Here is a 13,007-nt window from a genome sequence, read left to right on the forward strand (position 1 = left end):
CGACGGTCAGACCAGGTTTTCCAGGGCCTTCGCCTTCATCACGGGCAGGAACTCGGTGACGGCGTATTCGGCCAATCCACCGGCCACCATCGGGTCGGCATCGAAGACGGCCTTGACGTCTTCGAGCGTCGCCTGGCGCGACAAGATGATGCCGCCGGTCCTGGGCTGCTTGCGCCCGCCCAGCAACAGGTCGCCGCGCTCATAAAAACCTTGCAGATACTCGCGGTGCGCCTGCACCTGGAGATCCACGAGTTCCAGTGGTTTAACAAAGGTCAGATCAACAAGAAACATCGAACACTCCGGACAATGGGGTCGCCAAAATGGGCAAGAAACAAGACGCTTCTATTTTAGAAGCAGCCAAGATGAAGTCAATCCCCCGACCCGGAACATCCGCCCGTGGCTCGACCACGGGTCGTCCGATCATGGCGCTGCTGGACCTGCTCGGGCGGCGCTGGGCCATGCGCATCCTCTGGGAACTCGGACAGCAGCCGCGTAGCTTTCGTGACCTGCAGGCCTGCTGCGACCAGGTGTCGTCCAGCGTCCTGAACGCCCGTCTGGGCGAGATGCGCGAGGTGGGTCTGATCGAGCCGGGCGAAGGGGGCTATGTGCTGACCGGGATGGGGCAGGAATTGCTACGCTGCATTGCTCCCTTGCGCGGCTGGGCCGACAAGTGGGCGCAGGCGCTGGAACAGCAATCGGGCGGCTAAGGCGCACTCGGTCCCGCCCCAGCCCGTCTGCTGGTATCGCAGCCGGGCCTTCGGCAGCCATTGACCTCTTCCGAGGTCCATGCGCCGCCTCAGCCCAGCTGCCTGCATGCAGCTGGGCCCTCGGCGGGCGTCGGACAGGCCGCAGTGGCCTGTCCTTGGTCCCGCCTCAGCCCTTGGCGTACTTCACCGAGCAGCCGTAGGGCCGCGTATTCGCCGGGTTGGGCTTGCGGCCGGCCGCCATCTCGGCCAGGGCCTGCTTCACATAGGGCTCGGCCCGGGCCAGGTCCTCGACCTTGTTGCTGGGGATGCTGTCAATGCCGCCCTTGTAGACCAGCTGGCCCTCGGGGTTGACGATGTACATGTGCGGCGTGGTCTGGGCGCCGTAAGCCTTGCCGATCTGGCCCGTGGGGTCGAGCAGCGTGGCGCTGGGTGCGGCGCCGCGCTTGCTGTTGAGCTCCAGGGCCTGCGGGCCTTCCACATAGCCCTGCTCGCCGGGTGCCGACGAGATCACCTGCAGCCAGACCACGCCATGGGCGGCGGCGTCCTTCTGCTGGCCCTGCATGTTGCCGCTGTTGTAGTGCTTGCGGACATAGGGGCAGTCGTGATTAGTCCATTCCAGCACCACGGTCTTTCCCTTGAGGCTGGCCAGGTCCACGGTCTTGCCGTCGGCGGTCTGGGCCCTGAAGCCGGGGGCGGCCTGGTCCAGCTGGGCCTGGGCCTGGGCGAGGCCGGCCGACAGCAGGGACAGAGCGCCGACGATCAGCAGGCGGCGGGTGGCGGGCAGGGTCATCATCTCGAACTCCTTGAGGGATGAAGGGGTGCGGTGGATCAGGTTTTCTTGTCGGCGCGCAGTTCGTCCAGCACCAGACCGGGCGTCAGCAGCTGCGGCAGGATACGCGGCTCGGCGCCGCTCGGGTAGTACAGGTAGAGCGGCACGCCACTGCGGCCATGCTCGGCCAGCAGGGCGCTGATGCGCGGGTCCTGGTGGGTCCAGTCACCCTTGAGGTAGTGGATGCCGCGCTCGGCAAATGCCGCCTTCACCTCGGGCCGCGACAGGGCCACCTTCTCGTTGACCAGGCAGCTGATGCACCAGGCCGCGGTCAGGTTGACGAAGACCGGCTTGCCCTCGGCGCGCAGCTCGGTCAGACGCTCGGGCGTATAGGGCTCGAAGCCCGCCTCGGCGACGCCGGCCGCCGCGCTCTGCGGTGCCGCCACCGGCAGGCCTGCGCCCAGCATCAGGGCCGCCATCAGGGCGCCCAGGGCCGAGGCCAGGCCCAGTCGCCGCCACGGTGCGCTGCGGGCATGGCGGCTGACCTGTCGCAGCCAGGCTGCCAGCGCAATCAGGGCCATGCCGCAGAGCGCGATCAGCACCGCCTGCGCTCCGCCCTGCAGGGCCAGCACCCAGACCAGCCAGATGGCCGCGCCATACATGGGGAAGGCCAGGCCCTGCTTGAGCACATTCATCCAGGCGCCGGGGCGCGGCATCAGCCTCTGCAGGGCCGGCCACCAGCTCAGCAGCAGATAGGGCAGGGCCAGGCCCAGGCCCAGGCTGAGGAAGACGGCCAGCAATTGCGGTCCCGGCTGCTGCAAGGCATAGGCCACGGCGGCGCCCATGAAGGGCGCGGTGCAGGGCGTGGCCACCACGGCGGCCAGCACCCCGCTGAAGAAGCTGCCGGCCAGGCCTCGCTTCTCAGCCAGGCTGCTGCCAACGCCGCCCAGGCCGGCACCGACTTCCAACAGGCCCGACAGCGAAAGCCCCAGGCCGAACAGCAGCCAGGCCACGCCCAGCACGAACAGCGGCGACTGGAACTGCAGGCCCCAGCCGATCTCGGCACCGGCGCCGCGCAGCAGCAGCAGCACAGCACCCAGCACGGCGAAGCTGGCCAGCACGCCCAGGGTGTAGGCGACTCCGTGGCGCCTGGCCTCGTCGGCATGGCCATGGGCTTGTTGCACCAGGCTGAAGGCCTTGATGGACAGCACCGGGAACACGCAGGGCATCAGGTTCAGCACCAGGCCGCCGACCAGGGCCAGCAATAGCGCAGGCAGCAGCGCAACGACCTCGCCGTTGCTCGTGGATCCTTCGGCGGATGCGGCACGCAGTGGCAGGTCGACTTGGTAGGCCTTGCGGTCCGCGCCTTCGCCCAGCACCAGCAGGCCTTGCAGTTTCTGGCCCGCGGCCAGCGGCGACTCACCCGGCGCCAGGCTGAGCTGCCATTGCTGGCCTTCGCGGCTCAGCGTCTGCACCTCGGCGTGGCGGACCGGCCCCCACTGGGCAGCGAAGAACTGGGCCTGGCCGGGCGCCTCGCCCTTGGCCGGCCAGCTCAGCAGCAGCTTGCCCTGCGGATCGCGCTGGGCCTGTACCGGCCAGGGCGCCTTGCCGGGCAGGGCCGTGCGCGCGGCCTTGAGGCTGTCTGCCTGCACCGAGGCCTGGGCCTTGGCCGCCACCGGCAGATGCAGGCTGAGCTTGGCTTCCTGCGGCAGGCAGATGTCCTTGCAGACCAGCCAGGTCACGGCGGCCTCGAAAGCCAGGTCGCGGCCCGGCTGCAGGTCCTTGGGCAGCTGGATTTCGCTCAGCAGCAGGACCTGGGTGGAATAGCCGTAGTTGGCCAGCGGGCCAATGTCTATGCGCTCCGGCGTGGGCCACAGGATCGGACCGGCCGTGGCGCCGGCCGGCAGCTTCCAGGCTATGGCCGTGGGCTGGCCGGAATCGCCGGGGTTGCTCCAGTAGGTGTGCCAGTGCGGCGCTATGCGCTGCTCCAGCGCCAGCACCAGGCGCTGGCCCGGTTGCACGCTGGCGGAATCGCTCAGCAGCCGGACTTCGACTTGCGGTGTGCGGGCCTGGTCGGCCGCGAAGATCTGGGCCTGGCTGGCCGTGGCGGCCAGCGCAGAACCCAGCAGGACCAGGGAGAGAAAAAACGGGAATCTCGACATGGGCGCGATGGTACGGCCCATCGCGCCATGCTGCCGTTAGAAGCTGTACTTGCCGCGCACGAAGTAGCGCGCGCCGTTCAGGCCGAAGGGCAGGGTCTCCCAGCCGTAGGTGAAGCCCAGGGCATTGAGCGGGAAGCCGGCGGCATCGCTCCACTTGTCCGGATAGACATTGAAGATGTTCTGCCCGCCGGCCGTCACCTCGAACTGCTTGCTGAACTTGTAGCCCACCGACAGGTCGGTCAGCCACTTGCCGCTCCAGGTCTGCTTGACGCCGGTGAAGCCCTGGCCGCTGACCTCGCCGTAGTAGGTGTTGTTCAGGTTGATGCGCCAGGCGCCGGTGCGCCAGGTGCCGCCCAGCATGGCGCGGTGATGCGGCAGCGCCTCCTGGATCAGGGTGCGCTGGGTCTGGTCGAACAGCACGCTGCTGGCCAGCACCGAGCTCTGCGAGTGGATGGCCGTGACCTTGGTCTTGTTGTAGCTGTAGGAGGCATCCATCTGCAGCGTGTCGCCGCCGCTGAGCTTCATCGTGTACTGGCCCACGATGTCGGCACCGGTGGTCTTGGTGTCGATGGCGTTGGTGAACAGCGTGGCAGCACCCAGGTTCAGACCGCGCAGGATCACGCGTACCGGGCAGACCTTGGCATCGACACAGTTGTCCGAGTTGGCCTCGGGGCCGATCTCGCTGGAGAACACGATGCGGTCCTTGACGCGGATGTCGTAAAAGTCGGCCGTCAGCGAGACGCCCGGCGCAGGCGTCACGGTCATGCCCAGCGTGGCGCTCTTGGAGCGCTCGTCCTTCAGCGGCTGGATGCCGAAGGCCGCGGCCAGCGGGCTGCCCTGGCGGGCCGTGACCGTGTCGGTCAGCTTGCCCTGGGCACCCAGCGTGGTCGAGACCTGGCTGAAGTACTGCTGCTGGATGCCGGGCGCGCGGAAGCCGGTGTTGACCGAGCCGCGGAAGGCCACGGCCTCATTGGCGCGCAAGCGCATGGACAGCTTGCCGGTCGCGTTCTTGCCGAAGTCCGAGTAGTCCTCGAAGCGCATCGCCGCGCCCAGCACCAGGCTGTCGGTCACCGAGGATTCGGCATCGGCATAAACGCCCAGGCTGTGGCGCGACTTGTCCACCTCGGTGCCCGGCGTGAAGCCCGGGAAGCCCTGGATGCCGGCGGCCGCGGCGCTGCCGGTCTGGTTGGCGATGAAGATGTTGCCGTTGTTGGTGCGGCCATAGGCGTAGGAGACCGGGTCGCCGGCCACGATCTGGAAGCCGTCGGTGCGCCATTCGGCACCGGCCGCCACGTACAGCGGCTCCTTGCCTATGCCCCAATCGAGCTGGCCCTTGACGTCGAAGTTGGCCGTGGTCTGGCGGAAGCGCAGCGTGCCGTCCTTGGCCGAGGTCGGCGTGTCGGCGTAGATGCCGCCGCCCGGCTTGGGCTCGTAGTACCAGCTGACGTTGGCCGTGTTGCTGGAGGCGAACTCGAACTGGTTGTGGCCCTGGTTGAGGCTGGCATCCCAGCTCCATTCCTTGGCGAACTGGCCGCGCAGGCCCACGGCCAGCGACCAGTCGTCGGTGGTGGTCAGCAACGTAGGCAGGAAGCCATTGGGGTAGAGGGCCGGGATGGTGCGGCCGTCGCCGGCCGAGCGGTAGAAGCCCGAGGAATTGCCCTCGCGGCTGGACAGGCCGCCGAAGACGTAGAACTCCAGCTGGTCGATGGGCACCTCGGCGTTCAGCCACAGCAGCTTGCTCTTGGTGGCGGCATCGCCGATGCGCTGCGTGACCTTGGCCGGCGAGACGCGCAGCGAATCGGGGCCGGCACGGTTGGTCTCGCCGCGGTCCAGGTATTCGGCGGTCAGGCTCAGGAAGCCATTGCCCACGCGGAAGCCGGTGTTGGCGCCAATGCGCCAGCTGTCGCCGTCGCCCTTGCTGGTCTGGCTGTATTCGCCGCTGGCCGAGCCGCCTTCCTTGGTGCGCTTGAGCACGATGTTGATCACGCCGGCGATGGCATCCGAGCCGTACTGGGCCGAGGCGCCGTCGCGCAGCACCTCGATGCGCTCGATGGCCGAGACCGGGATGGTGTTGATGTCGGTGCCGGCCGAGCCTCGGCCAATGCTCTGCTGCACGTTGACCAGGGCCTGCTGGTGGCGGCGCTTGCCGTTGACCAGCACCAGCACCTGGTCGGGGCCCATGCCGCGCAGCGAGGCCGGCCAGATCAGGTCGGTGCCGTCCGACACGAAGCTCTGCGGGAAGTTGAACGAGGGCGCCAGCTCCTGCAGCAGCCGGCCCAGCTCGACCGCGCCACTGGCGGCGATGGTGGCGCCGTCGATCACATCGACCGGCGAGGTTGAATCGGCCACGCTGCGGATCGAGGCCCGGCTGCCGGTCACGGTGACCAGCTCCAGGCTCTTGGCCTTGTCGTCGGCCGGCTTGGCGTCCTGCGCCAGCGCGGGCAGGGCCGCGAGCGCTGCCGCCACGGCGAGCAGGCTGGGACGCAGGACGGGACGGGAATTCATCGCGTGTTTCGGCAGGATTCGCATGGGGCCCTCGTATTCGTTTGATTGGCTGACGGGTTTGGTGGCGCGTCCCTGCGCACTTCTGGTGCGTCTGCGCGCGCAGCGAGCGTATCGGGCGCAATGCGCCCTGCCAGAGGGTTGCTACCAGGGTGTTGCGCGCGGCGGACGGATGCCGCCGCCGGGGCCGTTCAGGCCTTGTCGCCTTCGAGCTGGCGGCGCACGGCGGCCAGCAGCTCGGGCTTGGTGAAGGGCTTGTCCAGGCTGGGGCAGCGGGTCTTGTCCAGAAAGCTGCGGGCCGTGGCCGACAGCGTGTCGCCGGTGACGAAGACCATGCGGCGGGCCAGGGTCGGCGACAGCTCGCTGACCGCGCGCCAGAGCGCCGTGCCGTCCATGTCGGGCATGCGCAGGTCGGAGACGATCAGGTCGAACTGCGCCTCCTGCAGCAGGGCCAGGGCGACGGCGCCGGACTCGGCCGTGGCCACCTCGAAGCCGGCGCCCTCGAGGAAAGCCCGCATCAGGTCGGCGATCTCGGCTTCGTCGTCGACCACCAGCACCCGGGCCTCGGCGCCCTGGTCCAGCGCCTCCAGCGGGGTCGGGGCGGTGACCACCTCAGCCAGACCGCTGACCGGCAGGCTGAGCCGGAAGCTGGCGCCGCTGTCGCTGCTGCTCTCCAGCACCAGGCTGCCGCCATGCTCGCGCGCAATCGAACGCGAGACCGACAGGCCCATGCCGGTGCCGGCACCGTCGGCCTTGGTGGTGAAGAAGGGCGCGAAGATCTTTTCCTGCAGCTCGGTGGGCACGCCGCGGCCACTGTCCTGCACCCGCAGCCAGATGCGCTGGGCGCGGTCCAAGCGGCGGTCTTCCAGGCCGCTGCTGATGCTGAGGCTGCGGGTCCGGCCCTCGCTGGCGGCCATGGCCTGCTGCGCATTGACCAGCAGATTGAGCACCAACTGGCCGATCTGGTCGGGGTCGGCATGCACCTGCGGCAGCTCCGGCGTCAGTGCCAGCTGCACCTCGATGCCGTGGCTGCGCAGGCTGTAGTGCATCAGCTCGACGGCGGCGCGCACCATCTCGTTCAGCGCCACCATGCTGCGCTCGGTGGGCCGCTGGCGGGCCATGTTGAGGAAGGTGCGGACTATGCGACCGCAGCGCTCGGCGGCCTCGTGGATGCGCAACGCGTCGCCGGCCAGCGCATGGCCGTGCAGCTTTTCCTCGAGCAGGGCGGCGCGGCCCATGACGATGGCCAGCGGGTTGTTCAGCTCATGGGCCACGCCGGCCAGCAGGCTGCCCATGGCGGTGAGCTTCTCGCTCTGGCGCAGGGCCTCGCGCTGGCGCTCGATCTCGGCCTGGGCATTGCGCCGCTCGGTCAGATCGGCCATCGAGGCGGTGAAATAGGCGCGGCCGGCCACCGAGGTGCGCCACAGCACCATCTCGATGGGGAACTCGGTGCCGTCGGCGCGCAGCGCCGACATCTCGATGCGCCGGCCAATGACCCGTGCCGCGCCGCCGCCGGCCAGGCGGGCCATGCCTTCGTTGTGGGCCTGGCGGTAGCGCTCGGGAATGATCAGCGCGGCCACCAGCTGGCCCAGCGCCTGCTCGCGGCGGATGCCGAACATGGCCTCGGCAGCCGGGTTGAACTCGACCACCAAGCCGTGCTCGTCGGTGGAGACCAGGGCGGCCAGCGCATGGTCGACGATCGAGGCCTTCAGGGCCTGCGTGGTCTCGAGCTCCTCGAGCTTGGCCGATAGCTCGGCATCGCGCTGCTGCAGCGCCGTCCAGTCCAGGCTGATGATGACCAGGGAGCGCAGCGGATCCTCGGGCGGGCCGGTCGGTATCAGGTGCTCGCGCATGTAGCGGCGGCCTCGGGCCGCCAGTTCGATCCAGCCTTCCCAACCCACGGATTCACCGCGGCGCAGCTGGTCTTTCAGCGGCTGGTAGGCGCCATAGGCGGCGGAGCCGATGATGCGGGCGATGTGCTGGCCCAGCACCTGGGCGGGCGCCAGGCCGGTGAAGCGGAAGAATTCGTCGTTGGCGTAGACCAGCCGCTCCTCGTGGTCGAGCGCGACGACACGGGCCGGCACCTGGTCGAGCAGGGCCGTCAGCATGGGCAGCGTGACCTGGCCCAGCGCCTCCAGGCTGCCGCAACCGGGCAGGGTGGGGAGGCGCAGGGGCAGGGCGTCGGCCACGGCGCTTCAGGCCTGCGGAATGAAGACGTAGCCGACGTTGCGCACGGTCTTGATCAGCTCGGGCTTGTCGGGGTTGCGTTCGATCTTGCGGCGCAGCCGCATGATGCGCAGGTCGATCGAGCGGTCGAACACGTCCCAGCCGCGGTTGTGGGCCTGCTCCATGATCTGGTCGCGGTTCAGCGGCCGGTTCGGGTGGCGGGCGAACAGGGCCAGCAGGTCGAACTCGGCCGCCGTGATCTCGATCTCGCCGCCTTCGCCGTTGTACAGCCGGCGCTGCTCCAGATCGAGCCGGCAGGCGCCGAAGGCCACGCGGCCGGTCTCGGCCGGCGCAACGGCCTGGGCCGCCGGCGCGCTTCGCTCGGCCAGCCTGCGCATCACGGCACGGGCGCGGGCCAGCAGCTCGCGCAGCTCGAAGGGCTTGGGCACGTAGTCGTCGGCCCCCAGCTCCAGGCCCACGATGCGGTCCACCGGGTCGCTGGCCGTGGTCAGCATCACGATGCCGATCTGCGGCCGTGTCTCGCGCAGCCAGCGGGCCAGGGACAGGCCCGACTCGCCCGGCATATTGACGTCCAGCACCATCAGGGCCGGCGCCTGAGATTGCAGCAGTTCGCGGGCCTCGGCAGCGTCGCCGGCGGTGAGCACTTGCAGGCCATGGCGCTGGAAATACTCACCCAGCAGCGTGCGCAGCTCGGGCTCGTCGTCCACCACCATCACCTGGGCTTGCTGGGTCATCGTGTTGCCGCTCTGCGCTGCCGGGTCGGCAGAATCATAGCCAGGGAGTATCTCGGTACTGGTCATGGAAACCAGCATGGCGGCTGCGGGTAACAGCCCGGTTTCAGGCCGGGTTTCAAATGTTTCAGTCAAGCTACGGATCAGGCCGCGGCCGGCTCCATCTCGCGGGCCGCGTCCATCATGGCCTGGCTGACCATGGCGTACATCGTCACCCAGGCGGCGCGGACCTCGGGCGTGAACTGCTCGCCCAGTCCGTCGCTCAGCGTGCGGATCAGCGCGGCGCCGACGGTGGGGTAGTGCTGGTCCTGCACGCCGTAGCCCACATGGCGCTGGCCCAGCTTGCGCAGGGCGGTGTTCAGCTGCTCGGGCATCTCCAGCAGCGAGACGGCGGCCGCCATCATCTGCATCAGGCGCTGGCCCTGCATCTGCATGTCGCCTCGGAACATGGGCCGCAGCATCGGGTCCGCGGCGAACAAATGGCTGTAGAACAGGGCGGCGGCCTGGGGAGCGATGGGCTCGACCAGGGCGAAGCTGTGGCGGACAAGGTCGATCTGGGTGCGGGTCAGGGTCATGGCGGCTTCTCCAGGGGTCTTCAGGCAATGATGAACATCAGCGGCAGGGTGCCGCCCAGCACGGCGAGTCCGAACGGCGCCAGCAGCAGGGCCAGCTCGCGGCGCCAGTGGGCCTGCGGTTCGGCCAGCAGCTCCTGCAGGTCTTCGGCGAAAGCCTCGCTGCGACCCAGCGGGGGCAGCAGCGGTGCGGCGGCTTGAGGCTTGGTGGTGAACATGGCGGTCTCCGGTTCGGTCTCGACGGGAGTGACTGTCGGCCGCTGCCGTTTCACTGTCGTATCGGGTGCTTGGTTCGCGGGTTTCAGTTGTTGCAAGCGGCGACTGTTCGGCGGCAAGATCGGCCATCCCGGCCGCAGCCGGGGAAAGGGCGCGATGAGCAGTGAACTTCAAGCCCGGGTGCAGGAGCTGCGCGAACAGCTCCGCCAGATCGTTGGGGTGCGGTATCCAGGCGACTTGGCCGAGGCCGAGATCGAGGAGCAGGCACTGCAGGCCGGCGACTGCGAATACCTGCTGGTGGCCTGCCGGCTGGCGCGCGCCGAACGCGAGCAGGCGACCCAGGAGCTGCCCTGGCTGTCGCCCGAACGCCAGGCCGACCCGCGCGAATCGCTGCGCCGCATCCGCGAGATCTGCCAGCAGAGCCCCGATGCCTACAGCGCCATCCAGGCCGTGCTGGTCACGCATCCCGACGTGCCGCGCGGCAATCTGGTGCCGGCCATCAAGAGGTTCCGCAGCGACCTGGCCCAGCTGTCACTCGAAGACCTCGCCGGCCTGGTGACGGCCGCCTGGAACGGCGGGCAGCAGGGTTTCGAGGCGGTGCTCAGGACCCGCAAGAGCAGCCCCCGTGTGGCCGCGCCTTCGCTCTGGGCCAAGCACGACGAGTAGGCCTCCGAAAAGAAAGAGGCCCTGTCTCGCGACAGGGCCCCGGTGTTGTGGTGGTGGAGAGGAGGAGGATCGAACTCCCGACCTCCGCATTGCGAACGCGGCGCTCTCCCAGCTGAGCTACCCCCCCGACAACGGAAAAAAGTATAGCGGTGCTTTTTTCCGTGGCGCTCAAAGCGGCTCGCGGCTGATCGGGCAGGCATAGGCATGGCTGCCGGCCCGGCCCAGGCTGCCGCCGGGCAGCTCGATGACCTCGATGCCGGCCTCGCGCAGCAGGGCGTTGGTGTGGACGTTGCGCTGCCAGGCCAGCACCTGGCCCGGGGCGGTGGCGAGCAGCTGGCCGCCGTCTTCCCAGGGGCCGCCGGGGTCGCCGCCGCTGACCACCACGCGCAGCTGCTTGAGGTCCAGCGCATCGGCCAGCACCTGCAGCAGCGGATGCGGCTCGGCGTGCACCTCGATGGCGTCGTCGCGCTTGCCGCGGCGCAGGCTGAAAGTCCGCACCGCATTGAGCAGGCTGCCGGAGACCACCACCAGGTCGCGGTCGCAGAAGCAGAGCAGGCGGTCCAGCTGCAGGCCCGGGGGCTGCATGGGCAGTTGCGCCACCAGCACGCGCTCGGCGCCGCCGCGGGTCAGGAGGTTGCGGGCCAGCTGGCTCACCGCTTGAATGGTGCTGGCCGGACCTATGCCGAGCAGCACCAGGTCCTTGTTCAAGGCCATCACGTCGCCGCCCGACAGCCAGGCCTGGCCGGGATCCTGCTCGGCCTCGCCCCACCAGCCGGTGTTGCAGCCGACGAAGCGGGGATGGAAGTGGTAGACCGCGCCGAGCAGCAGCGATTCGTCGCGCCGCTCGGCCTGCTCGCTGCGGGCCAGGGCCACGCCGTTGGCGATCCAGGCGCTGGCATCGCGTATCAGCACGCTGTAGGGCAGGGGCGGCAGCAGCGGCGTGCTCGGCAGCGCGGCCGCGAGTTGCAGGCCTTGAGGCTCGCTGATCTCGAAGGGCAGCTCGGCGCGCTGCCAGCCCGAGATCAGGCGCTCGGCCAGGTCGGCCGCCGGCAGGTCCTGCAGCCAGGGGCGCAGCGTCTGTGCCAGTTCGGCATCGACCCGGCCCGGCGCCAGCCAGCGGTCAAGCAGCCAGTTGCGGGCGATGCGGCGGGCCAGGGTGTCGCTGAGCAGCTGGTGCAGGTCCAGCACCTCGACGCCGAGCAGCCGCAGCGCAGCGCAGAAACGGCCGTGCTCCTCGATGGCCTGGTCGACCAGGGGCTGGGCGTCGAAGAGGCCGGTGCCGAGCGCACCGGGCTGGCGCCGCCGCTGCGCCAGTCCGGGGCGACAGACCAGCACCTGGCGCAGGCGCCCGAGTTCCGAATGCACGCCCAGCAATGGATCCATGTCGCTACGTCCGTCTCTATCAGTACTGCGGCACCAGACTAGGCGAGGGCAGCGGCCCGCGCCTATCCCCAACTGGTAACAGGCGCAACAAGCGATGGCCAGCAAGGTCGCTCGAAGAGGGGACGACCGGCGCTGCGGGTTTACTGCAAGACGGCGCACCTCGTGGCGCTGAGACACTGCTTGCTTTGGTCCTTCGCTCGGAGCATTCCATGGCCCGCCATGACACTGCCTGGTTCGATGCGCAGTACAACAACCGGGCCCGGGTGCCGGAGGCCGCCGTGCTGCTGGGCCGCTGGGCCGAAGCCTCGGCGCTGGCGCGCTCGCAGACCGAATGCCGGCTGGACCTGCGCTACGGCAGCGAAGCCGGCGAGACGCTGGATCTGTTCCCGGCTGCCGCACCCAACGCGCCGGTGCTGGTCTTCATCCATGGCGGCTACTGGCGGGCGCTGGACAAGTCGGACCACAGCTTCGTTGCCCCGGTCTTCACCGATGAAGGTGCCCTGGTGGTCGTGCCCAACTACGCGCTGTGCCCTGCTGTCAGCATGGAGCGCATCGCCCTGCAGATTGCGCAGGCCCTGGCCTGGGTCTGGCGCCATGCCCACGAGCACGGTGGCGACTCCAGTCGAATCGTCGTGGTCGGCCATTCGGCCGGCGGACACCTGGCTGCCATGATGAGCTGCTGCGACTGGAAGGCGGTCGGCGCCGAGTTGCCGCGCGACCTGGTCAAGGGCGCCATGTCCCTCTCCGGCCTGCACGACCTGGCGCCGCTGATGCAGACCCCGTTCCTGCAGAAGGACCTTCGCCTCGATGCCGACGCAGTGAAGCGGCTGAGCCCGGTGCGCTTCCCGGCGCCGGAGTCGCCGCTGTTCGCCCTGGTCGGCGGCGATGAAAGCGAGGAATTCAAGCGTCAGAACCTGGCGATACGCGAGGCCTGGGGCGCGCGGGCGGTGCCGGTCTGCGAGGAGGTGCCCGGCTGCCATCACTTCAATGTGCTGCACGAGCTCTGCGACCCGGACAGCCGGGTCCACCGCATGGCCCGCCACCTGCTGGGCCTGCGCTGGCATAGCGGCCTGCTATGAGGTGGATTGAGGCTTTGTATTTGCGACGAGCCG

Annotated in this window: 12 protein-coding genes and 1 tRNA gene; 3 read left to right on the top strand and 10 right to left on the bottom strand. The window is 69.2% G+C overall.

Annotation, left to right across the window (positions count from 1 at the left end; translation table 11 throughout):
• Positions 1-6: 6 nt before the first annotated feature.
• Positions 7-291 carry a YciI family protein gene (locus tag QT382_RS01570; RefSeq protein WP_289252294.1) on the bottom strand — a complete coding sequence of 95 codons (285 nt, stop codon included), beginning with the start codon at positions 289-291 and terminating at the stop codon, positions 7-9.
• 71 nt (positions 292-362) lie between these two features.
• Here QT382_RS01570 and QT382_RS01575 point away from each other — a divergent pair, with 71 nt between their 5' ends.
• Positions 363-707, top strand: coding sequence for a winged helix-turn-helix transcriptional regulator (locus QT382_RS01575; RefSeq protein WP_289252295.1), 345 nt, complete (start codon positions 363-365; stop codon positions 705-707).
• A gap of 166 nt (positions 708-873) precedes the next feature.
• On the opposite strand, the gene QT382_RS01580 is transcribed toward QT382_RS01575, so the two are convergent.
• From QT382_RS01580 to QT382_RS01610, 7 genes are all read right to left on the bottom strand, one after another.
• Complete coding sequence (locus QT382_RS01580; RefSeq protein ID WP_353957248.1) at positions 874-1,500, bottom strand: redoxin domain-containing protein; 627 nt, start codon at positions 1,498-1,500, stop codon at positions 874-876.
• Positions 1,501-1,535: 35 nt separating this feature from the next.
• Positions 1,536-3,638 carry a protein-disulfide reductase DsbD family protein gene (locus QT382_RS01585; protein ID WP_289252296.1) on the bottom strand — a complete coding sequence of 701 codons (2,103 nt, stop codon included), beginning with the start codon at positions 3,636-3,638 and terminating at the stop codon, positions 1,536-1,538.
• Positions 3,639-3,674: 36 nt separating this feature from the next.
• A complete protein-coding gene (locus QT382_RS01590; RefSeq protein WP_289252297.1) occupies positions 3,675-6,143 on the bottom strand; it encodes a TonB-dependent receptor plug domain-containing protein in 2,469 nt (822 codons plus the stop codon).
• 188 nt (positions 6,144-6,331) lie between these two features.
• Positions 6,332-8,329 carry a hybrid sensor histidine kinase/response regulator gene (locus QT382_RS01595; protein WP_289252298.1) on the bottom strand — a complete coding sequence of 666 codons (1,998 nt, stop codon included), beginning with the start codon at positions 8,327-8,329 and terminating at the stop codon, positions 6,332-6,334.
• A gap of 6 nt (positions 8,330-8,335) precedes the next feature.
• Positions 8,336-9,061 (bottom strand): response regulator, encoded by a 726-nt coding sequence (locus tag QT382_RS01600; RefSeq protein WP_289252299.1) that lies wholly within the window; start codon positions 9,059-9,061, stop codon positions 8,336-8,338.
• A gap of 140 nt (positions 9,062-9,201) precedes the next feature.
• The gene (locus QT382_RS01605) at positions 9,202-9,633 is read right to left on the bottom strand and encodes a globin family protein (RefSeq protein WP_289252300.1); all 432 of its coding nucleotides are present in this window, start codon (positions 9,631-9,633) and stop codon (positions 9,202-9,204) included.
• Positions 9,634-9,653: 20 nt separating this feature from the next.
• Complete coding sequence (locus QT382_RS01610; protein WP_289252301.1) at positions 9,654-9,848, bottom strand: hypothetical protein; 195 nt, start codon at positions 9,846-9,848, stop codon at positions 9,654-9,656.
• A gap of 154 nt (positions 9,849-10,002) precedes the next feature.
• Between QT382_RS01610 and QT382_RS01615 the strand changes: the two genes are divergently transcribed.
• Positions 10,003-10,512, top strand: a complete 510-nt coding sequence (locus QT382_RS01615) for a hypothetical protein (RefSeq protein WP_289252302.1) — start codon at positions 10,003-10,005, stop codon at positions 10,510-10,512.
• Between the two features lie 51 nt (positions 10,513-10,563).
• Here QT382_RS01615 and QT382_RS01620 read toward each other — a convergent pair.
• Positions 10,564-10,639 (bottom strand) — tRNA-Ala (locus QT382_RS01620).
• A 41-nt stretch (positions 10,640-10,680) separates the two neighbouring features.
• Positions 10,681-11,895 (bottom strand): arginine deiminase family protein, encoded by a 1,215-nt coding sequence (locus QT382_RS01625; protein WP_289252303.1) that lies wholly within the window; start codon positions 11,893-11,895, stop codon positions 10,681-10,683.
• 209 nt (positions 11,896-12,104) lie between these two features.
• On the opposite strand from QT382_RS01625, the gene QT382_RS01630 reads away from it, so the two are divergent.
• Positions 12,105-12,974, top strand: a complete 870-nt coding sequence (locus QT382_RS01630; RefSeq protein ID WP_289252304.1) for an alpha/beta hydrolase — start codon at positions 12,105-12,107, stop codon at positions 12,972-12,974.
• Positions 12,975-13,007: the final 33 nt, after the last annotated feature.

The organism is Pelomonas sp. SE-A7 (assembly GCF_030345705.1).
Lineage (GTDB): Bacteria > Pseudomonadota > Gammaproteobacteria > Burkholderiales > Burkholderiaceae_C > JAUASW01.

Bases quoted from the DNA above. Each gene is read 5' to 3' on its own strand.
- QT382_RS01570 (WP_289252294.1), bottom strand. From the start codon at position 291: ATGTTTCTTGTTGATCTGACCTTTGTTAAACCACTGGAACTCGTGGAT.
- QT382_RS01625 (WP_289252303.1), bottom strand. From the start codon at position 11,895: ATGGATCCATTGCTGGGCGTGCATTCGGAACTCGGGCGCCTGCGCCAG.
- QT382_RS01630 (WP_289252304.1), top strand. From the start codon at position 12,105: ATGGCCCGCCATGACACTGCCTGGTTCGATGCGCAGTACAACAACCGG.
- QT382_RS01600 (WP_289252299.1), bottom strand. From the start codon at position 9,061: ATGACCCAGCAAGCCCAGGTGATGGTGGTGGACGACGAGCCCGAGCTG.
- QT382_RS01585 (WP_289252296.1), bottom strand. From the start codon at position 3,638: ATGTCGAGATTCCCGTTTTTTCTCTCCCTGGTCCTGCTGGGTTCTGCG.
- QT382_RS01580 (WP_353957248.1), bottom strand. From the start codon at position 1,500: ATGATGACCCTGCCCGCCACCCGCCGCCTGCTGATCGTCGGCGCTCTG.
- QT382_RS01605 (WP_289252300.1), bottom strand. From the start codon at position 9,633: ATGACCCTGACCCGCACCCAGATCGACCTTGTCCGCCACAGCTTCGCC.
- QT382_RS01575 (WP_289252295.1), top strand. From the start codon at position 363: ATGAAGTCAATCCCCCGACCCGGAACATCCGCCCGTGGCTCGACCACG.
- QT382_RS01610 (WP_289252301.1), bottom strand. From the start codon at position 9,848: ATGTTCACCACCAAGCCTCAAGCCGCCGCACCGCTGCTGCCCCCGCTG.
- QT382_RS01615 (WP_289252302.1), top strand. From the start codon at position 10,003: ATGAGCAGTGAACTTCAAGCCCGGGTGCAGGAGCTGCGCGAACAGCTC.
- QT382_RS01590 (WP_289252297.1), bottom strand. From the start codon at position 6,143: ATGAATTCCCGTCCCGTCCTGCGTCCCAGCCTGCTCGCCGTGGCGGCA.